We start from the raw sequence: 22,678 nt of genomic DNA on the forward strand, positions 1-22,678 counted from the left end.
TCTTTTATTGTGCAGCGTTAAACTATAGGTGGCATGGGTATTGCCACCTATAGTCTATTTTATATTCGCTGCTGCTATATACCCCGTGATTTGCCAATCTTTTCTAAGGTGAGATATAAAACAGGGGTGATGTAGAGCGTGATCAATTGCGAGAAAATCAGTCCGCCGACAATACTCACCCCCAATGGTTGACGTAGTTCAGCGCCTGCGCCCAAACCCAGTGCCAGAGGCAATGCGCCCATTAGTGCCGCGAGGGTGGTCATCATAATCGGCCGAAAGCGTTTGGCGCTGGCCTCAGTAATGGCATCAATGGGGCGTAGCGCGTTTTTGCGCTGCGCTTCAAGCGCAAAGTCGATCATCATAATGGCGTTCTTTTTGACAATCCCGACCAACAGCAAAATCCCAATCATCGCAATAAAAGTCAGCTCTAGCCCAGTGATTTGCAGCGCGAGTAGCGCGCCAATGGCTGCCGATGGAATACCCGCCAAAATGGTAATCGGGTGAATCCAGCTTTCGTATAACACCCCCAGCACCACATAAATGACGGCAACGGCGATCAAAATCAGCCAGAGCTGGCTCGATTGCGTTTGTTGATACAGTGCGGCATCCCCAGCAAATGCGCCAAAGATCGAACCGGGCAGGCCGATTTGGCTTTCGCTGGCTTTAATTTCGCGTGCAGCATCCGACAGCGACGCACCTTCGGCTAAGTTAAATGAGATCGTAATCGCCGGTAGCTGGCCTTGGTGATTGATTGCCGTGGTAACGGCGGTTCTTTCGATGGTAGCAAAGCTACTTAAAGGCACTAAGGCCCCCGACTTGCTACGCACTTTAAGTAAATTAAGTGCGTTTTCATCTTGGCGTGCGCTGTCTTTTAGTTGCATCAGCACTGAGTAGCTGTCTTGCGGCGCATAAATGGTTGCTACTTCGCGCTCGCCATACGCGCCATACAGTGTGTCGCGTAAGCTTTGCATATCAATGCCTAATTCGCTGGCGCGATCACGATTGATATTGATTTTGGCTTGCAGCGTTTTTTGTTCCGAATCAGAGGTCACGTCGCGGAATGTCGGGTTGGCGGCCAGCGTGTTTTTAAGCCGATCGGTCCATGATTCCAGCTGATCAGAACTCACGGCTTGCAAAGTATATTGATAGCTACTTTTGCCGCTACGCCCACCAATCTGCAAATTTTGGGTCGGGCGATAAAACATACTAATGCCGGCAATTTTACCCGTTGATTTGCGTAAGCTATCGAGCGTTTTCGCCATGTTTTGACGATCTTGGCGCGGTTTGAGCGTGATAAAGAAACGCCCACCGCTGCCGCTGCTGCCTAGGCTCGAGGCGACGGTGGCGACATTGGGATTGTCGAGTAAAGCTTGTGCTGCTTTTTGCTGTAATACCAACAGCGCTGGATAGCTGATATCCGGCGACGCATCCATGCTTGCTTGCACTTGGCCGATGTCTTCTTGTGGGAAAAAGCCTTTTGGCGCTTGGATGTATAGCGCGGCGGTGGCGGCAAAAGTGGCAAAGGTGAGTAACAGCATCCAACGTTGATGGCGTAAAGCGACGGCTAAACTGCGCTGATACGCGGCCAGTAAGCGATTAAAACCGGCTTCAAAATAGCGACTCCACGCCGGCTCGATTTTTTCTTCGTCGTGCGATTTTAAAAAGCGCGCGGCAAACAGTGGAATTAAGGTGAGCGACACCGCCATTGAAACCAATACAGCTAAAGACACGACGACGGCAAATTCGTGAAATAACAGGCCGATGGTGCCGGGCATAAAAAAGATCGGAATAAACACTGCAATCAGCGAAATCGAAATCGAGACCACGGTAAAGCCGACTTCTCCTGCGCCGGTGATAGCGGCTTCCAATGGCGCCATGCCTTCTTCGATATGGCGAACGATGTTTTCCAGTACCACAATCGCATCGTCGACCACCAAGCCCAGCGCCACGGTTAGGCCCATTAATGAAATATTATCTAGGCTATACCCCAGCCAGTACATCAACGCAAACGTTGCCAGCATTGAGATCGGGAGCGATACCGATGGAATTAACGTGGCGGCGGCGCGGCGTAAAAACAGCAATACCGACAACACCACCAAGCCCATGGTGAGTAGCAAGGTCAAACTCACGTCATGAATCGATTCACGGATCGAGGTTGAACGGTCATTGAGTTTTTTAACTTCAACTGAGGCGGGCATTTGCGACGTCAGTCGCGGCAACATGGCGTTAATGGCATCTACAGTGGCGACGGTATTGGCGCCGGGCTGGCGCAAAATAGCCAGAATAATCGAGCGCTGACCGTCAATCCAGCTACCTGATTTGATGTTTTCAACGCTGTCTTCCACCGTTGCTACATCCGAGAGTCGAATCGGTAAACCATTTTTGGTGGCGATAACGAGTCGGCTAAATTCAGCGGCATTTTTGAGCTGGGCATTGGCTTCGAGCATTAAGGTTTGGCGCTCGCCCTCAAGCTGGCCGACGGGTGAGTTGGCATTGGCTGTTTTGAGCGCGCTGGCTAATTCAGGCAAAGATAAATCGCGCGCAGCCAATAAATCCGGATCGACCGCTACGCGCACCGCAAAGCGTTTTTGCCCGTAAATGGTCACTTGAGCCACGCCATCAATGGTGGATAAAGCCGGGCCAATCAGGTTGTCTGAGTAATCATTCAGTTGCGCCAGCGATAGCGAAGGCGAGTTAATACTTAGCATCAAAATCGGCGCATCCGATGGATTGACTTTGCGATAGCTGGGCGGGCTTTTCATATCGCTCGGCAAGCTGCGATTGGCGCGGTACAGCGCGGCTTGTACGTCGACCGCGGCTGATTCAATGTCCCGCGAGGGGGCAAATTCCAAGGTGATATTGGTGCTGCCCAGCTTGCTGGTCGATGTCATCGTCGCCAAGCCCGGGATGGTTGAAAATTGCTTTTCGAGCGGCGTTGCCACCGCATTGGCCATGGTTTCGGGTGAGGCGCCGGTTAAGCTGGCCGATACGCTAATTGTTGGCGTATCGTAAGTCGGCAGTGCGGCAATCGGTAAATGAAACCAAGCAATCGTGCCGGCGACCATCACGGCAATCCACAGCAACAGCGTGGCCACTGGGCGATGAATCGCCCACCAAGAAATTCCGTGACTCATTATTTTGACCCTTGCACAGAGGCGGTGTTGCTCGCGGCCACGGACGGACGACTCGCTTCAATCACTTGAGCGCCAGGGCGCACATTTTGGCCGCCTTCTTTGATGATTTTGGTTTCGGCGGCAATGCCTTCAATCAGCGCTTGATTACCAACATTACGAATGACTTGAATCGGCTTGACCTGCGCTTGTTTGTTTTGGTCGATGACATACACAAAGCGCTGCTCAGGGCCGGTTTGAATCGCTTGAATCGGCACAACTAAACCTTTTTGTTCGGCCAATTCGATCGTGACGGTGCTGCTGAGTCCTGGCCACAATTGTAAATCGGCGTTGGCAAATTGCGCTTTGGCCAATAAGGTGCCGCTGGCTTTATCGACGGTATTATCTAGAAACACCAATTCGCCAAGGCGAGTTTGGCCGTTCGGTAATTGTGTTTGCACCGGAACTTTGCCTTGGCTTTGCGCCGCAAGTAGGGCCGGTAAGTCGCTTTGATTGATATTAAAGCTGATTTGAATCGGGTCAGTTTGTGAGATCGTCACCAAGGCTTGGGTGGCGTTCGATTGCGCTAAGCTGCCTTGTTTTAAAGCTATTGCGCCAGTTCGGCCGGTGATTGGCGCATGAATTTGGGTGTAGGACAAATCCACGGCATTGGCGCGCTCATCAGCTTGGGCTGCTGCCACTTGGGCTTGTAAACTGCCCATTTTAGCGCGTGCGGTATCGACTGCCGATGGTGATAAAAATCCAGCTTGAGCGAGTTCTTCTGTACGTTTTAAATTACGTTCAGCCTCGGCAAACTCGGCTTTGCTTTTTTCGGTGAGGGCTTTGCTGCGGCCCACTTGGCTTTGCACGCCGCGTGAATCGAGCGTAAACAGCAATTGCCCGGCTTTGACGATGTCGCCTTCTTTAAAATGAATTTGCGCAATTTGTGCATTCACTTGCGGGCGCACTTCAACCGTTTGTACCGCTTCGGCGTGGCCAACGGCGCTAATGTGATGCGGCAAGGTGCCGTGCTTGACTTGCGTGCTCACCACCACCACTGGACGCTTGGTATTATTTTTGGTTTCCGGCGCTTTCCCGCAGGCACTTAATCCTAAAACACAACAGCAACTGAGTACTGCGAGGCTGAATCTATTCATTTAATTCGCTCAATTCAATGGTTTAAAGCGCCGTTTGTGCGGGACTGTTGCTGTTTGGCGTCCCGCTGTGGGAGCCAAACGTTAACAGACTCTAACGACGATGGGTCAATACTTGTCGATGGTGATGCACCATAATCGCGCTCATCGTGATGATGACCAGTAGGCCAAAGCTAATTAGTATCATTTGCATCGGGGGCACGCCATGCGTGGCGTATTGTACTTGCAGTAGCGCGCTACTGTTCGGTGCCAGTGGCAGGCTGAGGTATTTAATCATTAAAGCGTGCAGACCGACCATGATTAAAATGCCCAAATTTTCATTGAAGTTTTGCACTGCAATCGAATGTCCAGCTCCCATCAGCTGCTGGCCACGGTGTTGCAAAACCGCATTTAATGGCACAACAAAAAACCCCGATAAAATCCCAATCAGCAGCAGCAATAACGCAGCGACAGCAATTTGGTTGACCCACAACATAAAAATAAGTAATACCCCCATCAATAGGCCGGCAGGCATGACGCGAAAAGCATGGGGTAATGACACGTATCGCCCAGCCAATAAGGCGCCAATGGCAATACCCACCGCAACGACGGCAATTAAGCGAGTGGCAGATTCTAAATCAATGGCCAGCCATAACAGCGCCCAATTGAGCACCACCAAGCGCATGGTGGCGCCCGCACCCCAAAATAAAGTGGTAATAGCCATTGATACTTGTCCTTGCGGATCACGCCATAGCCGCCAGAGGCAGTCGTAAAAGACGGCGATCTGATAACGAGGGCTAAGGTAGAGTGGCTTGAGGGCGGTAGTAGGGCGGGCAATCGCGGCATTAATTGCTGCGGCAATGCTGTAGAGCAGGCTGATGATGAGAATAGAAAATTCGATGCCGTTGAGGTAGTGACCAAGGGTATTACCCGCTAGCCATTGGCTAACAAACGATCCAGATAAATACCCACCAAGCAAAGTACCAAGAATAATGGCAAATACGGTTGAGCTTTCTAGCCAGCCATTGGCGGCAACCAATTGCGCTGGCGCTAGGCTTTCGGTGATTAAGCCGTATTTAGCGGGCGAGTAGGCCGCCGCACCCAAACCGACCAAGGCATAAGCCCATAAAGGAGACGCGCCCAAGCCCATCAGTAGGCAAGCGAATAATTTGATGCCATTGCAAATCATCATCACTTGATTTTTGGGTCTGGCGTCGGCCAGCGCGCCGGCATAAGGCGCAATGAGTACATAAGAAACCGTAAAACCCCACAGCAACATCGAGAGGTGCCATTCAGGGGCTTGTTGTGATTTGAGTAAGGCCAAAGCGGCAAAAAACAGCGCGTTATCGGCCAAGGCGGAGAAAAACTGTGCGGCTAAGATTTTATAAAATCCGGCTTGCATCATTTAAACCTTGCACTGTGCTGATGGATGATTGTGAATTTATATCAACAAAATATGACAAAACTACCGCCTCTGACGGTGGCGTAAGATTAAAGTCCGCTGTTTTGCGTGGTATGATCGCAGGCGTCACAATTGAAAAGCTTGGACGCTGCAATGGATATCCTGCAGTTTTTAGTTACGATTTTTACCGATTACGGCTATCTGGCTGTATTTACGGTGTTATTAATCTGTGGTTTTGGCGTACCCATTCCAGAAGACGTGTCTTTGGTCGCCGGCGGCGTGATTTCGGGGCTGGGTTATGCCCATGTGCACACCATGTTTGCTGTGGGCATGCTGGGCGTATTGATTGGTGATAGTTGTATGTTTTTAGCCGGCCGTTATTTTGGCGCGCGCTTATTACAACACCGCTACTTTGCGCGCATGATGACTCCCGAGCGATATGCTGCGGTACAAGATAAATTTGAGCGCTATGGCAATCGCGTCTTGTTTGTGGCGCGCTTTTTGCCTGGATTACGTACGCCGATTTACCTGACTGCGGGGATGTCGGGACGTATTTCTTATTTCCGCTTTTTACTGCTCGATGGTTTAGCCGCGCTGATTAGTGTTCCGATCTGGGTGTACTTGGGGTATTACGGTGCGTCCAATCATGAATGGTTAATTAAATGGCTAGGTCGAGGCCAGTCGGCGATTATGGTGTTAGTCGCGCTGGTCGCGGTGATTGTCGCGGTATGGTATTTCCGTCATTGTCGTAAACCGAAGTAATGCTCAGTGGTGGAGCAGAAGTCTTTTGCCGCGTGACCGCGCCTTGTCGTATTCAATGTACGGTCTGCCGCGTGACCGCGCCTTGTCGTATTCAATGTACGGTCTGCCGCTGAGACGCTTTGCCATAACACGTTTGTACGTGTAGTTATTTCTGTTATTTCTGAATTTCTATATTGAAGCCAATATGTCTCGCCCGATCCAAGCTCGCTTTAATTCACTGGCCTTAGCACACAATTATCAAATGATTCAGCAAAGCGCGCCGACGGCGCGCGTTTTTGCGGTGATTAAAGCCAATGCCTACGGGCATGGCGTTGAACGGGTGGTGGCGGCATTACCGGATGCTGATGGCTTTGCTATTTTAGAAATCAACGCGGCGATTGAATTACGCCGTCTCGGTGTTCAGCAACCTATTTTGCTGTTGGAAGGGGTGTTTAGTGCCGCTGAATTAACGGCGTGTGCCGAATTTGATTTAGCCATTGCGCTGCATTTACCGGTGCATATTGAATGGTTAGAGCAAGCCCAATTAAGTCGGCCGATAGCGGTTTTTCTCAAGCTCAATACCGGCATGAATCGCTTGGGTTTTCCAGCCGAATCGGCGCTAGCTTGGGCGGAACGTTTGGCGCGTTGCCAAAATGTCGCCAGCGTGACGGTAATGACGCACTTTGCGTGCGCTGATGAGCCAAGCAAAGGCATTGATGCCCAGTGGCAGCGCTTTATTGCTGCGACACAATCGTTAGCATTGCCAACCTCATCGGCCAATTCAGCGGCGATATTTGCGTATCCGCAAACGCATGGCACGTGGGTGCGGCCGGGTCTGGCGCTGTATGGCGCATCGCCGTTTAGCGATCAAACGGCGGCGAGCTTAGGTTTACAAACGGTGATGTCGCTGTGCTCGGAAGTGATTGCCACGCAAAATGTCGCCGCAGGCGAGTCGGTCGGTTATGGTGCGACCTTTATTGCGCCTGTGCCGATGAAAATTGGGATTGTGGCGTGTGGTTATGCCGATGGTTACCCACGGCATGCGCCGACAGGGACGCCAGTGTGGGTCGCCGGACACACAACGCGTCTATTGGGACGTGTGTCGATGGATATGCTGTGCATTGATTTAACGCCATGGACCGAACTCGATGTCGGTAGTCCGGTTGAGCTGTGGGGTGAGCATTTGCCGATTGATGAGGTGGCCTGTGCTGCCGGGACTTTAAGTTATGAGTTAATGTGCGCGATCGCTGCGCGAGTTCCTGTTTATACATTATAAAAGCGGGCCGATATCTTATTTGGCGTTCGCGTTTTACTCGCCTTAAGCCGGGGCGTTTTTATATCGAACGATCAATGATGGCATAAACAATTAAATGCATTAGCTCAGGCCTAAAAGTGCTATAGAAAATTGCGGCTATCGAGTGTTTAATTTTTTTGCATTATTTTTATCAGCAGTGTTGTAATTAAATCATTTTTTTTGTTTTATTCGTGCTGTTGATTCTCAGTCTAAATAAATTCTTCATAAATCAATTCAATTGCCACTCCCCAAGCGGGGGGGCTTCCTTTACAATTAGTCTGTTTCTTTTAATCCCGCCCTGCAGGTTGAATCATGGCATTGATCGTCCAGAAATACGGTGGCACATCGGTGGGTACGACCGACCGAATTAAAAATGTGGCTCGCCGCGTCGCCAAACATAAAGCACAAGGTCACGATATTGTTGTCGTGCTGTCTGCCATGTCTGGTGAAACCAATCGTTTGATTGGCCTCGCTAAAGAAATGCAAGTCAATCCTGATCCGCGTGAGCTTGACGTCATCGTCTCGACCGGTGAGCAGGTCACCATTGGCTTGCTGGTTATGGCTTTGAAAGACATCGGCATCGATGCGATTTCATACACTGGCGCTCAAGTGAAAATCTTGACCGATAGCGCGCACACCAAAGCACGTATTCAGCATATTGATGATGCCAATATGCGTGCGGATTTAAGTGCCGGTAAAGTGGTCGTGGTTGCTGGCTTTCAAGGTGTTGATCCTGATGGCAACATCACGACGTTGGGTCGTGGTGGCTCAGACACCACCGGTGTGGCTTTAGCGGCAGCATTAAAAGCCGATGAGTGCCAAATCTATACTGACGTGGATGGGGTTTACACTACCGACCCACGCGTGGTGCCAGAGGCCAAAAAGCTAACAACGATTACTTTTGAAGAAATGCTGGAAATGGCCAGCTTGGGTTCAAAAGTATTGCAAATTCGCTCTGTTGAATTTGCTGGTAAATATAATGTGAAATTGCGCGTGTTGTCTTCCTTCCAAGAAGAAGGCGAGGGCACGCTGATTACCTTCGAGGAAGACTCTACCGTGGAAAAACCAGTCATCTCCGGCATCGCTTTTAATCGCGACGAAGCCCGTGTCAACGTTATTGGTGTTCCTGATAAGCCCGGTATCGCTTACCAAATTTTAGGCCCAGTGGCTGATGCCAATATTGATGTCGACATGATTATCCAAAATGTTGGTCAAGACGGCACCACCGATTTCTCGTTCACGGTGCCTAAAGGTGAGCTCGCGCGCACGATTAAGGTTCTGGAAGGCGTGCAAAGCCATATTGGCGGTCAATCGGTTTCGGGTGACGACAAAATTTGTAAAGTCTCGATTGTTGGCGTAGGCATGCGCTCGCACGTTGGCGTTGCGTCAACGATGTTCCGCACTTTGGCGGAAGAAGGCATCAATATTCAAATGATTTCGACGTCTGAAATCAAAATTTCTGTCGTTTTAGACGAGAAATACTTGGAATTGGCCGTTCGTGTATTGCATAAAGCGTTTGGTTTAGACCGTACGCTGTAATTTAAGCCTGATTGAAGTGTTGCTTTTGGCTGCGCCATTTAAAAATGTCGTTTCAGGCTAAAAAATACACTTGTTGTAAAATCAGTAGCTTACGTAGTTAATCGACATTTCATCAGAAATATTCAATTAGAAGTGTTGACGGAGGCCGATAGTGTGTATATTATTCGGTCTCCCTGAACGGAGATGTGGATGAGTGGCTGAAATCACCGCCCTGCTAAGGCGACATACGGGGTAACCTGTATCGAGGGTTCGAATCCCTCCGTCTCCGCCAGGATCTTTAAGTTGTACAGTGCGCCCGTAGCTCAGTTGGATAGAGTATCTGGCTACGAACCAGAGGGTCGGGCGTTCGAATCGCTCCGGGCGCACCAACACTTAAAGCGTTTTACAAAGTCTCCATCGTCTAGAGGCCTAGGACACTGCCCTTTCACGGCGGCGACCGGGGTTCGAATCCCCGTGGAGACGCCAACTGTCGAGTTGGTGAGTTTTAAAAGTTTGAAATACAGTGCGCCCGTAGCTCAGTTGGATAGAGTATCTGGCTACGAACCAGAGGGTCGGGCGTTCGAATCGCTCCGGGCGCACCAATTTCTTACTGCATTAGATCTACAGAGTTCCCATAGTTTAGCGGTTAGAACACTGCCCTTTCACGGCGGCGGCCGGGGTTCGATTCCCCGTGGGAACGCCAAAATTCGAATGAATAACGACTTAAGCGCAAGCTAAGTCGTTTTTTATTGCCTGTCACTTTAGCCGCGCAGTGAATTTCGTCATCCAGCACCGGTCATCACCGTGTTTTCCCCGCTTTGCCAATGAAATCAATCCAGTCAGAATCAATTTAAGCCATGAAAGCCATTGGCATGCAAAGCAGACCTTACTGTGTGACGATTTTTTACGACGCTAGCCACCAATTCAGTCTCGCTACGCTGTCAGCTGGGTTTAAATCAGGTACATTAGGCTAGGATTAAATCAAGAATAAGGATGAGACAGTGAAAAAAAATAATCTAGTGCTGGCAAGTTTGCTGTGTTTGAGTTTGATGGCGTGTGGTGAAAAGCCTGCTGCGACGCAGCTTGACGCCAATTCAGTTGATTCCAAGTATCAAAATCCATTACTGAATATCGATCCCGCCCAATTTAGTGCGGTGCTCGGTGAATGTGGCAAAGTGCTCTACGCCGCTTCAGCCCCGATTGATGAGACCTGTCGCAACGACGTGAAGGCCAGAGCGGCGAAGCAAGGCATTATGCTCACCGATACGCATTTAAATGAACCTTTGGTGCATGACCGTTATCAATACAGCACGCGCGCGCAGTAAGTTGCATCATCGCGGATTTAGCGCGTTCAAACGGAGAATAAAAAAGGGTGCAGATTGAACTGCACCCTTTTTTATCGTCTGGCGTTTAGGTTTATTTTTTTCCTAACACAGTAATGGTTTTCCGGCTGTTGTCTGAGCACAAGGCAAGTTGTAGTAATGCCAGCGCCGCGTCGGCGCGTGGCAAATAATCGCAGCTATCTGGCGCTGCTGTTGTTTCGTCCTCAATCACATAGTGGCCAGTGGCTGCTTGATGCGTGAGCCCGCCGGGACGAACAATCAGCCAATCTAGCTGGCTGCGACGTAAATGCTGTTCGGCGCGGGTTTTCGCTTGCAGCGCTTCGCCCAATGCTGCTTGCGCTGCTGGTGATAAACGTGACCATTGTTCATCGCAGCCCAAAGACGTCAGCAACACAAATCGACATGCATGACTGGCTTGCTGCGCGGCATGAATGGCATTGATATTGCCAATCTCGTCAACACGGCGGCCTTCAGCATTCTTGCCGCCAAGTAGACTAATTAATAAAGGCGCCGCCGCCGCTGCAATGGCATTTTGGCAGTCATTCAAATTAAACGCATCGCCGTGCAAAATGGTCACGCCGGCAGCAGCCAGTGCTTGGGTATCGCGACCAGCGCGCACCATGCAGGCAACGCGCAAGCCTTGGCGGCGGGCGTGTTGCACTAAATGCCAGCCAGTATTGGCCGCGCCACCCAAAATTAATAGATCGTGTTGTTTCATGCTAATTTACAATATTGCGCGGCAAATTGGCGTAATGCATCGAGTTGATCTTGGCGCAACTCACCAGCTTCATTACGACCAACAAAGATTTTAAACATTGGGTCGCCATTTAAATTGCAAAAAATAAGGCAAGCGGTTGGCTTATTCATAAATGGCCGCTCAATCCAATAGATGGCGCTGCATTGGCTAAAGCGTAAATGGCCGTGTAAACCGATGCTGTTTTTCCAGTTATAAAAACCGTGACTGACTTCGCCGTAGGGGAGTGGGCCGGTAAATTCTAAAATCGCATCATTGCTATTACTGATCACCGTCACGCTGCTTTGCCAAGCATGCATCATGTCCAATAGCGGGACAAACTGGCTGCCAGCCATTTTTTGCCACAGGGTGTTAGGCAGGCATTCGATCACGGTTTGTAGCGGGCACGCGAGGCTATCGGCCAATTGCTCTAAAACAATCCCTGGGTTTTTAGCCAGGCGGCTTTGTAGGGCGGTGATTTGTTCGGCATTTAAAGTGGGGTTCATGGTGGCTCCAGACAGCATTAAAGTAATACAGCAAGTTCGCGGGTGAGTGTTGGTGACCAGAATCGGCCAGCAATACTCAGTGCGGCGTGTTGACCATCGATATTGAGTAAGCCTGCGACTTGCCATTCATTGATTTTTTCTAGTGCAGCGGGGTAGGCGGCGAGTCGTTCGAGTGACAACACGCCACGATCAAGTTCGCCCTGAATCTGGCCGAAAATGCGTTTTTTATCGCTCACGCCGGCGATATAGCTCAAAGGTTTGCTGGTGCTGGCCAAATAGGCAGTTAATTCGCCCTGCACTTGATAGCTCAAACCCGAGTGGCAGCCACCCGCGCCCGAGCCAAAGGCGAGGCAGTCGTGACCGGTTTTAATCGCGCTGTTGTAGCGGTTGCGCTCGTTTTTTTGCGGATTGGCAAAATGACTATTACTCACTTGCACCCAACCAGCCGCTTGCATTTTATGCACGGCGTAGGCGTATTGACGCGCTTGTGTGGCCAAATCAGGCAAAGGCTTGAGCGCGCCTTTTGCTATCATGCGATTGATCGGCAAAGACGGAAAAGCATTAAACGCATAAATATCCAGTCCTGAAAGCCCTAATGACAATGCCACATCCAAATCGTGCGTCCATTTCTCATCATCTTGGCCCGGTAGGCCAAGCATTAAATCGGCCACAATCACGGCATCACAGTCTTGGCATAAAGCGCGCAAATAATCGGCAGCCGCTTCACCGCTATGGTGGCGGCCTAAACGGCGGCGCAGTTGGCTATCAAAACTTTGCACGCCAATCGAGATCCGATTGGCGCCCGCCGCGAGGCAAGCGTCGACTTTGTCGCGATCAAAATGCGAAATCCGCCCTTCGATGGTGATTTCGCAATCATCGGTCAGTGGCAAATACTGGCGAGCGGCGCTCAATAGTCGCGTTAAATCGTTGGCAGAGAGTGCCGTTGGCGTGCCGCCGCCAAAATACAGCGCTTGAATACTGCCGCCAGTAGGGCGAGTGCTGGCGTCTTGAGCGAGCTCGGCAATCAAGCGATCGACATAGGGCGTGCCGTGTTTTTCTTGCCATGCATTGCGATAAAAACCGCAGAACACACAATGATTGGCACAAAATGGGATATGAAAATAAGCCAAAGCGCCGTCGCTAATGGCCGCTTGCGTTAGCGTGGCTTGCATCTGCGGCCATTGCTCAGCAGGAATCGGATTGGCGCCCCACATCGGCATCAGTGCTTTGCGCTCTGTAAAAGCGTCGGGTAATACATCGTTGTTGCAGGTGAATGGCTTCATGGTCTAGGGTTTAAATATTAATGATATTCATTATCATTTGAATTGGGTTAAATTTTTTGATTTAAATCAATTCAAATCCGATCGAGGCTGAACAATGGCGATCAACTGGGGTGTGATTGTGGTCTGGCGCTACTTGTTTATTACGCTGGGTTTGGCGATCCAACGCGCAGGATGTTCCGCCTCAACGAGGCGTCACGCCGTCCTTAGTGGGGTGGCGATAGGTTAGCTTAACCGTCAAATAACACCAAAGGCCGCTGTGGGTCTTGCGGATGGGCGATCACGGTGGCGGCGAGTTGATACGTTTGCTGTAAATGTTCAGGGGTTAAAACATCTTGGGGTATACCGCTGGCAATAATGTCGCCCTTGGCCAGCATGGCAATACGGCTACAGTAGCGTGCGGCCAAATTCACATCATGTAATACCGCAACCACGGCAATACCGGCCTCACGGGTGAGTTTTTGCGCCGCAGCCAAGAGGCCATGTTGATGCAATGGATCTAAACTCGACGTTGGCTCGTCCAGCAATACACAGCGATATTCCCCCACTTGTTGCGCTGCCAAGGCTTGCACCAAGATGCGGGCAAATTGCACGCGCTGCTGCTCGCCACCGGATAAAGTTGGGTAGCGCCGCCCAGTGAGGTGGCTAACATCAGCCCATTGCTGCGCCGCATGCGCCACCTCGGCCACCGCACTGGGCGACAATTCGGCAAACGGATACGCGCCCATGGCAATCACTTCATCGACCGATAAATTAAACCCCAGCCCAGGATTTTGTGGCAAAACGGCACGAACGCGCGCCAATTGCTGGCTGTCGAACTCACGGACATCTTGCCCGGCCCAGCGCACATGGCCGTGCTGGGGCGTCAGCTCGCCTGAAAGTAAGGACAGCAGTGTGGATTTGCCTGCGCCATTGGCGCCCAGAATCGCGGTGAATTCGCCGGCAGGAATTGCCAGTGACACCTGATTTAAAATCGGCCGATGGCAGCGTGCAAAAGAAACTTGATCGAGAGTTAACATAAATCAGCTTAAGACTTGCGGCTAAGTAATAGCCAAAGAAAAAACGGCCCGCCAATCAAGCTAGTGACGACGCCAATGGGGAGCTCGGCCGGTGCCACGGCGATGCGGGCGATATAGTCGGCGAGCACTAAAGCGATGGCACCGAGTAAAAATGAAGCCGGTAATAAGCGCCGATGATCGGCACCCAACAGCATGCGCGCGCAATGCGGCACCACTAAACCGACAAAACCAATGCCACCGGTGGCGGCGACTAAAGGGCCAATTAATAGCGCCACTAACACAATCAATTTGCGGCGTAAGCCTTTAATCGCAAAACCCAAATGCAAGGCTTCGCGCTCACCGAGCAGTAGCGCATTCATGGCGCGCCAATAGCGCATAATCCAGATTGAAATTAGCAATAAAAAGGGCGCAAGCATCGCCAATCGTTGCCAGCTGGCACCCGCTAAACTGCCCATATTCCAAAAAGTCAGGCTACGCAATTGATTGTCGTCGGCCAGATAAGTAAATAGCCCCATCAAGCTGCCACAAATGGCGTTAATCGCAATACCCGCGAGTAATAAACCGGCCATGCCGGCGTAACGCCGACCAAGGTGATACGCCAAAGCGGTGGCTAAAATACTGCCTAGAAAAGCCGCAGGCGCTAAAATCGCAAAACTACCCCCCCCCAGTACAATCGCACAGACCGCACCCAGAGAAGCGCCGGACGATATACCTATTAGTCCCGGTTCAGCCAATGGATTGCGAAACAGCGCTTGCATTGTCGCCCCCGCGAGCGCCAAAACGCCGCCGGCTAAAGCGGCAAACAGCACGCGTGGCAAACGGATTTCGAGCAAAACATCGCGCCAAAACTGCTGCTCATCGTTCAATTTTTGCGCCGTGCTGAACAACAAACTCGGGATGGCATTGAGGGGAATTTGCACCGTACCGTGGCTAGCGGTAAAGATGAGCAGGGCGAGCAATACGCCGACGCCCAACAGCCAGTTAATTGAATGGGCAAACTGAAGTCGACAGCACATTAATATTTCGCCGCGTTAATGAGTTGACGTAACGCTTCTGGCAGGCGCGGGCCAAAGCCAAGCAGTAATAAATCATCCATCACAATCACGCGTTTATTTTTGGCCGCAGGCGATTGCGCCAAGCCGGGGCGCGCCAATAAACCGGCCATCCCACCCATGCTGCTTAAAGTGCTGGTGGTGGTGATAATCACGTCGGGGCGCAGCGCCGCCATGCCTTCGCGTGACAATGGCTTATAGCCTTGTTGCTGCGCTAGCACATTGTGTAAACCGGCCAATTGCATCATCGCGTCGGCGCTGGTGTTTTTACCGGCGCCTTCTGGCTCGCCACTGCGACTCATCAGCATTAACGCGCTGCTGGTACTGGTGATTGTGCTGGTAGTAGGCTGCAATGCTTTGACTTCTTGGCTGATTTTATTGGCCAATTGCTCGCCTTGTTGCGGTAGATTAAGCGCCGCAGCGACCCCGCGAATGCGTTGCGATAATGCTGAAAGATTGGCTTGGCCGGGCAAAATAATCACTTTGATGCCCATCTTGCGTAGCTGGGCTAAGGCTTGTGGTGGACCGGCTTGATCGGTCGCCAACACGATATCGGCCTTGCTGGCCAATACGCCTTCAAGCGAAAACTGCCGGTAATAGCCAACTTTCGGTAGTTGATTGGCTGCTGCTGGATACACACTGGATTGATCGACGGCGACCAGATGCTGCTCGGCGTTCAGTGCGTAAATAATTTCAGTCAGCGGGCCACCTAAACTCACCACGCGGGGTGGTTTAGCTAGAGCAAGTGCGCTGAAACTAGCAATAAAAAAGAGCAGCAAAAGGGAGGTCAAAGAATAATAAATACGCATGATATATCCAGCAGTAAACGAGTTATGGACTCAAGCTCGCTGGGTTTGGCTTGCCATAACGTGGCAGCTCAAACCCAAGTTCAGTACAGCAATTTATTGCGCCAAAGGCGTGTGGCATAAGTTTTCTAGCAAGGTGCGCCAAGCCGCCAGCTCCGGCACGCCCGGTTTTCGCACACCAAAGAACTGCACGATTAATTCTTCGCTTTCGCTATACACCTCAAGCGAAGTAACCCAACCATCGACGGTGGGTTTATTGACGATCCAGCACGAAGCAATGGCGGTGGTATTGAGGTGTAGATTAAATTTCTCATCCAAAATATTGAACCAAGGGCCGGTGCGCAGCAGTTTTTTGACTGGGCCAGAGTGAATCTGCACCATGCCGCGATTGCCAACAAAACACATAATCGCCAACTCTGAATCGGCCGCTTGTTGCAGCATGGTTTCAACGGCATCAATCGCTACCGCTTGGGCTAAATCAGCACCCGCTGCACGTAAAGCACCTAAACGGCTGACTTGGTTTTTGCGTAGCATCGGAAAAAATCCATGCGTGTCGGTCAATGCCAACCATGCGGCACGCAGCGCCGCTGGATCGGCGGCATCACGCGGCATCGCGTCGATAGGGTAGGCGGCGATCTCGGGCCAAGCTGGTGCTGCATCGGTGAATTTTGCGACCAAAGCTTGGTAAGCTGCGATATTGCTGTTGGCGGTCATAAAGATTTTATGCACGGCAACCCCGGCGCCATCAAAAAATTGCAGGCTGAGGCGCTCGCCTTCTTGCACCGCAAAATGGCTTTGCCAAGCATTAAAAAACATCCGTAAATCTAAATCCGCGCCCAGCACCATGCCGATGGCTTTTTCGGCTTCGATTTGTTCGTATTCGCCATGACGCTCGTGCACGCACCATTCATTACGGCTCAATACCATCACTTCGCCCAAAGGGGCTAAGTCGCGGAAAATGGCTTGGGCTGTGCCTTTGAGTGGGGTGGCCTTTACGCCGCATTCGGCGGCCACCAGCTCAGCTTCACTCACTTGCAGGCGTAGCGCCCGATCACGGATACGCAGTTTGGGTTCGGTTTGGCGTAAAGCTTGATCGGCGGTTTGCAATGTGGCGGCGCGTTCGGAATAAGTCATCGCGTTCATGGGGTGTCCTTGTGGTTTTGCTACGGTGAAATGGCGAGGGCAGGGCGGTAAGCTTGCCGCGTCGCCTTGGCGCTCGGTGGCTTTTGAGCGACCGAGCCATTGATTGTTGTGGTTTAGAATTTCCAATCGACGCTCAGGCGCAGATTGCGACCGGGTTGAGTGAGCCGATCCATATTGGCGCTTGAGCTCGCTAGGCTACGCACATCGCTATCAATCCAATATTTGCGATCACCTAAGTTGAAGACGCCGCCGGTGATTTTGAGATCTTTGCGCGGCGTCCACCATGCGATTAAATCGACCAAGCCATAGCCGGGCGCTTTAAAATCGGCTTCGCCGGCGACTTTGTCTTGGCCTTTTACTGCGGTGAATAAGATTTGCCCGCCCCATTGCGCGTGTTGGTAGCCCAAGCCAGTAACGGCTTTAAGCGGGGCGACACTGCCGAGCGGTCTATCATTGGTTTGATTTAAGCCGACCGCCCAAGCGGCGTTAGCCCATGTATGCCAACCTTGGCCGATTTGCCAGTTCATTCTGACTTCAGCACCATAAATCCGCGCTTGGCTGATGTTTTGGTTTTGGTAGGTGGTGTTGGTACCTGGCACGCACAAGGCATTGCCCGGGCAAGTGACGCTGACTTGCTCAATAAAGTTGTCGTACTGATTATTAAACGCGGCGATGCTGCCGCCGAGTGCTGAATTGCCAAAGCGGCCGCCCAGCTCAATGCCGTGACTGGTTTCAGGTTTGAGGTTCGGATTGGCAATGGCGGCGTAGCCCATTGGTGAGATATAGCTGCCGTTTAATTCCATCGCATTGGGCGCACGAAAACCCGCGCTGTATTGGGCAAATAAAGTGCTCATGTCATTGACTTGCCACGCGGCGGCTAGCTTGGGGGACAGCGCCGAATCAGTCAGCGCCACCGCTTGCCCGCCGCCAGAACTAAATTGCGTATCAACGTCGGGCTTGAGTTGGTAATGATCAAAACGTAAACCCGGCGTGAGGGTGAATTGGCCGCCAGCAAAGCTCAGCTCGTTTTGCGCGTAAATACCCCATTGCGTGGTTTTGGTTTTGGGGACATCGCGCACATTGAGCGTGCTCGAGCTTGGCGTGCCGTCGCGTAATTCAGTTAAATCGCTTTGGAACCATTCCGCGCCCAGCGTCCAATGCTGGGCGATGGCACCGGCGATTTTCTTTTCAACCAGACCATTGATGCCGACGGTGTCTTGGTCATACGTTGAAGTGCGGCTCCAGTTGGGCGTGAGCACTTTGCCTTGTTGGCGAACTTGGAATGATTTTTGCGTGGTGGCCATATCTTGGCGATAAACCATCGCTTGCGCGCCATCGATCCAGCCATTTTGATCGGGCGCGGTGTATTGATAATCCAGTGAAATGCGGCGGCGCGTTTGTTCGTCCTCGGCACGGCTCGATTTCACCGAGCTCATCATCGGCGCGCCAATATCGGTATACATCGTGGTGTCGACGCTTTTTTGATTCATCTCGGCGGTCAAGCCCAGCTTGTGGCCGCCATCGAGATAATGCTGCAATTTGACTAAGGCGCTGCGTTGTTCGGTATCTTGTGGATTGGCGGTGGTGCGGCCATATTTTTGCGTATCGACCGTACCCATGGTGGCCAATTCATGGCCACGGCGACCCGCCACTTGCACTAAACCTAAAGTATTTTCACCCATGGCAAACGCCACCGCCGCTTGCGCGCCGTAGCTTTGGTCGGCGCTGGCGTAATCGGCTTTTACTTGGCCGGCGACATCGCCTCGGCCTTGTAATAAATCGGCAGGATTGGTGGTGCGCATCCCGACCACGCCGCCTAAGGCATCGGAGCCATACAACGTTGACGCTGGGCCACGTAAAACTTCAATTGCCGAAAGTTGCGAAAAATCGACTTGGTCGCGGCCACTATTAAGGTAAGAGCCAAAAGAGAAGGCATCCGGTAGGCGAATGCCATCGACCATCATCAAGACGCGGTTACTGTCTAAGCCGCGGATACTGACGCTGGACAAACCATAACGGCCATTTTGCCGAATATTCACGCCCGGTTCGGCGCGCGAAAAATCACGAAAATCGTCAATCATCTCGTCATCGAGCACCGCTCTGCTCGTCGTCGTGATCGATGGTGGCAACGCGCTGAGCTCTTTTTCGGTACGGGTGCCAATCACCACGATTGGATCAAGCGCCGGAAATACCGGCTCTGCTGCGGCAAACGCGTGTTGCATCGCGGCAGAAAGTAGCGTCAAAGTCAAAACCGTGGCTTTCATTTTTTGTCCTTCAGCGGCCACTTGCAGTGCAAAAGCAAGTCAGTAACAGGGCCGATTTAAATATGAATAGGAATCGTTATCAATAACGTGCCGCACATGGTAATGATATTAATTCTCATTTGCAAGTTATATTGTTTGCCACTAAAATTGACGTCCCCCTCCCATGGCCACAATCTGCGAATGAAACGAATCTATCCACTGTTATTACTTAGCTTACTGGCAGCCTGTCAGTCGCCCGCCACTTTGACCCCAGCAGCGCCGCCTAAGCACCCCGTGGTTTTATTGGGTGAAGTCCACGACAATGCGCTGGGCCATCAACAACGCTATGCATGGTTAAAAGCCCAAATAAAAGCCGGCTGGCGACCGGCGATTGCGATGGAGCAATTTGACGTTGAGCGGCAAGCCGACATGGATCAAGCGCGCGCCAAGCGCCCCAAAGACGTCGATTTTCTAATTAAAAAAGCCGGTGGCACGCGCTGGGATTGGCCTTTATATCGGCCGGTAATTCAGCTGGCTTTGCAATATGATTTGCCCTTGCTGGCGGCGAATTTATCGCGCCAAGACGCAGCGATCTTGATGAAAAATCCGCAAGCGAGTTTAGTTAGTTTGGCGGGAATGGATTTAAACGCGGATATTGCGCCTGCCGTTTTAGCTGGACAGCGCCAAGCGGTGCAAGCAGGACATTGTGGAAAATTACCGCTGGCGATGGAAGAACCCATGGCGCGCGCACAAATCGCTAGAGATCGTTTAATGGCGCAAGTGATGACACCGTATCTGTCGCAAGGCGTTGTGCTGATTGCCGGTAACGGACATACCCGCCGTGATATTGGCGTAGGCCAATGGTTGCCGCAAGCGTATTCGGTGGGATTTGTTGAGTCAGAACAAGACCATGATTTTGATGAAGTCCACATCATTGCTGCAACCCCGCGCCCAGATCCTTGCGCGACATTGCAATTAAAACCGTCGTAAATACGGTTTTTTTTACTCAGGGCGCGACCGGTTCGCGTCCTTTTTTTTGCCTAGCGCCTCGGCGTTGCAGGTGCGCGGTTTAGATTAAGCCATCGTCGTTGTCGACTAAAATATTCAGTGAATTTTTTAAGGTGTTCCGCACTTTTTTACGCGAGAGTAATTTGGTTTGTGCTGGTAGCGGTAAATCGGTCAGTCGCAGTACATTTTTATCAATCAACACATCGACCAAATCTTCGATCACGCGAATTAAATCGGTGTCGAGCGAATAAAATATTTCATCCGATTTAACCAAAAAATTGACCACATCAGGGTGATTGCTCTCGAGCTTTTCTTGGTTTTCTGCTGATGCTTCGACTGAAAGAGTGATGATTTCACCTTGGGCATTTCGACGGGCATAAAACATAATGGTAGGCTCATAAGAAACATTTAAGTTTGATGTTAGCATTTTCACCGTAGGCTGTAGATGATCTAAGGAGGTTTGAATGGAAAAAGTCAGCAAAACCGATGAGCAGTGGCAGGCTCAGCTCAGCCCTGCAGCGTATTACGTCACGCGGCAAAGCGGCACCGAGCGCCCATTTAGCGGCCAATACGAAAAAAACCGTGCCGCAGGGCAATATCACTGCATCTGCTGTGGTGCGCTGTTGTTTGATGCTGCCGATCAATTTGACGCTGGCTGCGGCTGGCCGAGTTTCTCGTTGGCGGCCGACGAATCCGGCGTCACACGCATTGTCGATCGCAGCCACGGCATGGAGCGGATTGAAGTGCGCTGCACACAATGCGACGCGCACTTAGGCCACGTCTTCCCCGACGGCCCAGCACCTAGTGGCGAGCGCTATTGTATTAATTCAGTAGCGCTGGATTTTGAGGCCAAATAGAGGGTATGTATTTGATTGTGGCCCTTTAAATTCATAGTCTAGATGGCAATACATCAATGTAGCCATCAAAAAAGCCGCACTCATAGTGCGGCTTTTGCATTTCGAATTTGGGTGTTTAATCCGAAATCCGTGCCAATTCTTCAAAATACGTTGGGAAGGTTTTGGCGGTGCATTTGGGGTCGTTAATGCGGACCGGTACGCCTTTGATCGCCACCAGTGAGAAGCACATCGCCATGCGGTGATCGTCGTAGGTGTCGATTTCGGCGTTGGCGGTGAGCGCTTCAGGTGGCGTTACCGAGATCCAATCTTGGCCTTCAACCACGGTGGCACCGACTTTACGCAGCTCAGTCGCCATGGCCGAAAGGCGGTCGGTTTCTTTCACGCGCCAGCTTTCGATGTTGCGGATGGTGGTGGTGCCTTTGGCGTAGAGCGCGGCAATGGCAATGGTCATCGCCGCGTCAGGGATGTGGTTGAGATCAACGTCAATTGCGGTGAGCTGGCCGCTCGCTGGTGGTGCCGCTTCAATCCAATTGGGGCCCCAAGTAATCACAGCGCCCATTTCTGCCAAGGTATCGGCAAAACGTTTATCGCCTTGAATGCTGGTTGAACCCACGCCTTCCACGCGCACCACGCCGCCACCGATGGCACCGGCTGCGAGGAAGTAAGACGCGCTGGATGCGTCGCCTTCAACGTGGATTTCGCCGGGGCTGGTGTAACTTTGGCCGCCGGGGATGAAAAATTCGTTCCAGCTTTTACGCTCGACTTTTAGGCCAAATTTGGCCATTAAATTCAGTGTGATTTCGATATAGGGTTTAGAGATCAATTCACCGATCACATCAATCGTCATATCGCGTTGGGTGAGGGGTATCGCCATCAACAGCCCAGTCAGAAACTGGCTGGAGACATTACCCTTCACGGCAATGCGGTTGCTAGTGATGCTGCCCGGGCGAATTTGTAGTGGCGGGAAGCCTTCGTTGCCCAAATATTCGATATTGCAGCCCGCTTGCTGTAAGCCGGTTACCAAGTCACCAATCGGGCGCTCGTGCATGCGTGGCACGCCAGAAAGACGGTAATCGCCGCCCGCAAAGGCCAGCGCCGCAGTCAATGGGCGAAACGCCGTGCCCGCGTTACCAAGGAATAAATCGGCTTGTTTAACCGGGAATTCACCGCCACAGCCATGGACGATAAAATCACGGCTGTTGCCGATTTGCTCGATCTGGATGCCAAGCGCCGTAAGGGCTTCGAGCATGCGTTCGGTGTCGTCCGAAGCGAGTAAACCCAAAACACGGGTGCTGCCTTGGCACAATGCCGCCAGTAATAAGGTACGATTTGAAATGCTTTTTGAGCCGGGCAGGGCAACGCTGCCATTCACGCCCGCAATCGGGGCAAGATCCAGAAATTCCATCATGGTTTCCTAAAAAGTAACACGGTGTGTGGGCAGCGCTGCGATCGATGCAAAGCTGAGCAGTGATTGCAAATGAATGATCGAT

General features: G+C 51.6%; 19 protein-coding genes and 5 tRNA genes. 11 read left to right on the forward strand and 13 right to left on the reverse strand.

Annotated elements, in window-relative coordinates:
* Nucleotides 1-74 precede the first annotated feature (74 nt).
* The 3 genes from LG219_RS04870 to lplT all read right to left on the reverse strand — a co-directional run bounded on the left by LG219_RS04870 (nt 75) and on the right by lplT (nt 5,648).
* Nucleotides 75-3,134, reverse strand: coding sequence for an efflux RND transporter permease subunit (locus LG219_RS04870; protein WP_226763416.1), 3,060 nt, complete (start codon nt 3,132-3,134; stop codon nt 75-77).
* Nucleotides 3,134-4,267: an efflux RND transporter periplasmic adaptor subunit gene (locus LG219_RS04875; RefSeq protein ID WP_226763417.1), complete on the reverse strand. Its 1,134-nt coding sequence runs from the start codon at nt 4,265-4,267 to the stop codon at nt 3,134-3,136. The genes LG219_RS04870 and LG219_RS04875 overlap by 1 nt, the downstream gene beginning before the upstream one ends.
* A gap of 91 nt (nt 4,268-4,358) precedes the next feature.
* On the reverse strand, nt 4,359-5,648 hold the full coding sequence (gene lplT, locus LG219_RS04880) for a lysophospholipid transporter LplT (RefSeq protein WP_226763418.1): 1,290 nt from the start codon (nt 5,646-5,648) through the stop codon (nt 4,359-4,361).
* 150 nt (nt 5,649-5,798) lie between these two features.
* Between lplT and LG219_RS04885 the strand changes: the two genes are divergently transcribed.
* From LG219_RS04885 to LG219_RS04925, 9 genes are all read left to right on the forward strand, one after another.
* On the forward strand, nt 5,799-6,407 hold the full coding sequence (locus LG219_RS04885) for a DedA family protein (protein ID WP_226763419.1): 609 nt from the start codon (nt 5,799-5,801) through the stop codon (nt 6,405-6,407).
* A 184-nt stretch (nt 6,408-6,591) separates the two neighbouring features.
* On the forward strand, nt 6,592-7,662 hold the full coding sequence (alr, locus tag LG219_RS04890; protein WP_226763420.1) for an alanine racemase: 1,071 nt from the start codon (nt 6,592-6,594) through the stop codon (nt 7,660-7,662).
* A 330-nt stretch (nt 7,663-7,992) separates the two neighbouring features.
* The gene (locus tag LG219_RS04895) at nt 7,993-9,219 is read left to right on the forward strand and encodes an aspartate kinase (RefSeq protein ID WP_226763421.1); all 1,227 of its coding nucleotides are present in this window, start codon (nt 7,993-7,995) and stop codon (nt 9,217-9,219) included.
* 179 nt (nt 9,220-9,398) lie between these two features.
* Nucleotides 9,399-9,490, forward strand: a tRNA-Ser gene (locus tag LG219_RS04900).
* Nucleotides 9,491-9,510: 20 nt separating this feature from the next.
* Nucleotides 9,511-9,587 (forward strand) — tRNA-Arg (locus LG219_RS04905).
* 21 nt (nt 9,588-9,608) lie between these two features.
* Nucleotides 9,609-9,684, forward strand: a tRNA-Glu gene (locus LG219_RS04910).
* A gap of 39 nt (nt 9,685-9,723) precedes the next feature.
* A tRNA-Arg gene (locus LG219_RS04915) sits at nt 9,724-9,800 on the forward strand.
* Between the two features lie 26 nt (nt 9,801-9,826).
* Nucleotides 9,827-9,901, forward strand: a tRNA-Glu gene (locus LG219_RS04920).
* 298 nt (nt 9,902-10,199) lie between these two features.
* Entirely contained in the window at nt 10,200-10,523 is a 324-nt protein-coding gene (locus LG219_RS04925; RefSeq protein WP_226763422.1) for a hypothetical protein, read from the forward strand.
* Between the two features lie 91 nt (nt 10,524-10,614).
* Here the strand turns inward: LG219_RS04925 and LG219_RS04930 are convergent, their stop codons facing one another.
* The 8 genes from LG219_RS04930 to LG219_RS04960 form a co-directional block, all read right to left on the reverse strand.
* Nucleotides 10,615-11,259 (reverse strand): NAD(P)H-binding protein, encoded by a 645-nt coding sequence (locus LG219_RS04930; protein WP_226763423.1) that lies wholly within the window; start codon nt 11,257-11,259, stop codon nt 10,615-10,617.
* A complete protein-coding gene (gene hutX, locus LG219_RS15510; RefSeq protein WP_308444069.1) occupies nt 11,256-11,780 on the reverse strand; it encodes a heme utilization cystosolic carrier protein HutX in 525 nt (174 codons plus the stop codon). The genes LG219_RS04930 and hutX overlap by 4 nt, the downstream gene beginning before the upstream one ends.
* Before the next feature lie 17 nt (nt 11,781-11,797).
* The gene (gene hutW, locus LG219_RS04935; RefSeq protein WP_308444071.1) at nt 11,798-13,063 is read right to left on the reverse strand and encodes a heme anaerobic degradation radical SAM methyltransferase ChuW/HutW; all 1,266 of its coding nucleotides are present in this window, start codon (nt 13,061-13,063) and stop codon (nt 11,798-11,800) included.
* A gap of 227 nt (nt 13,064-13,290) precedes the next feature.
* Nucleotides 13,291-14,079, reverse strand: coding sequence for a heme ABC transporter ATP-binding protein (locus LG219_RS04940; RefSeq protein ID WP_226763424.1), 789 nt, complete (start codon nt 14,077-14,079; stop codon nt 13,291-13,293).
* 8 nt (nt 14,080-14,087) lie between these two features.
* On the reverse strand, nt 14,088-15,095 hold the full coding sequence (locus LG219_RS04945; RefSeq protein ID WP_226763425.1) for a FecCD family ABC transporter permease: 1,008 nt from the start codon (nt 15,093-15,095) through the stop codon (nt 14,088-14,090).
* On the reverse strand, nt 15,095-15,940 hold the full coding sequence (locus LG219_RS04950; protein WP_226763426.1) for a heme/hemin ABC transporter substrate-binding protein: 846 nt from the start codon (nt 15,938-15,940) through the stop codon (nt 15,095-15,097). The genes LG219_RS04945 and LG219_RS04950 overlap by 1 nt, the downstream gene beginning before the upstream one ends.
* A 93-nt stretch (nt 15,941-16,033) precedes the next feature.
* Nucleotides 16,034-17,080, reverse strand: a complete 1,047-nt coding sequence (locus LG219_RS04955) for a hemin-degrading factor (RefSeq protein WP_226763427.1) — start codon at nt 17,078-17,080, stop codon at nt 16,034-16,036.
* A 113-nt stretch (nt 17,081-17,193) separates the two neighbouring features.
* The gene (locus tag LG219_RS04960; RefSeq protein WP_226763428.1) at nt 17,194-19,344 is read right to left on the reverse strand and encodes a TonB-dependent hemoglobin/transferrin/lactoferrin family receptor; all 2,151 of its coding nucleotides are present in this window, start codon (nt 19,342-19,344) and stop codon (nt 17,194-17,196) included.
* A 180-nt stretch (nt 19,345-19,524) separates the two neighbouring features.
* Between LG219_RS04960 and LG219_RS04965 the strand changes: the two genes are divergently transcribed.
* The gene (locus LG219_RS04965; protein ID WP_226763429.1) at nt 19,525-20,313 is read left to right on the forward strand and encodes a ChaN family lipoprotein; all 789 of its coding nucleotides are present in this window, start codon (nt 19,525-19,527) and stop codon (nt 20,311-20,313) included.
* 79 nt (nt 20,314-20,392) lie between these two features.
* Here the strand turns inward: LG219_RS04965 and LG219_RS04970 are convergent, their stop codons facing one another.
* Nucleotides 20,393-20,716 carry a hypothetical protein gene (locus LG219_RS04970; protein WP_226763430.1) on the reverse strand — a complete coding sequence of 108 codons (324 nt, stop codon included), beginning with the start codon at nt 20,714-20,716 and terminating at the stop codon, nt 20,393-20,395.
* A 79-nt stretch (nt 20,717-20,795) separates the two neighbouring features.
* On the opposite strand from LG219_RS04970, the gene msrB reads away from it, so the two are divergent.
* On the forward strand, nt 20,796-21,188 hold the full coding sequence (gene msrB, locus LG219_RS04975) for a peptide-methionine (R)-S-oxide reductase MsrB (RefSeq protein WP_226763431.1): 393 nt from the start codon (nt 20,796-20,798) through the stop codon (nt 21,186-21,188).
* A 115-nt stretch (nt 21,189-21,303) separates the two neighbouring features.
* On the opposite strand, the gene aroA is transcribed toward msrB, so the two are convergent.
* The gene (gene aroA, locus LG219_RS04980) at nt 21,304-22,593 is read right to left on the reverse strand and encodes a 3-phosphoshikimate 1-carboxyvinyltransferase (protein ID WP_226763675.1); all 1,290 of its coding nucleotides are present in this window, start codon (nt 22,591-22,593) and stop codon (nt 21,304-21,306) included.
* Nucleotides 22,594-22,678 lie beyond the last annotated feature (85 nt).

Source organism: Deefgea salmonis, assembly GCF_020531905.1.
In the GTDB taxonomy this organism is placed as follows: Bacteria; Pseudomonadota; Gammaproteobacteria; order Burkholderiales; family Chitinibacteraceae; genus Deefgea; species Deefgea salmonis.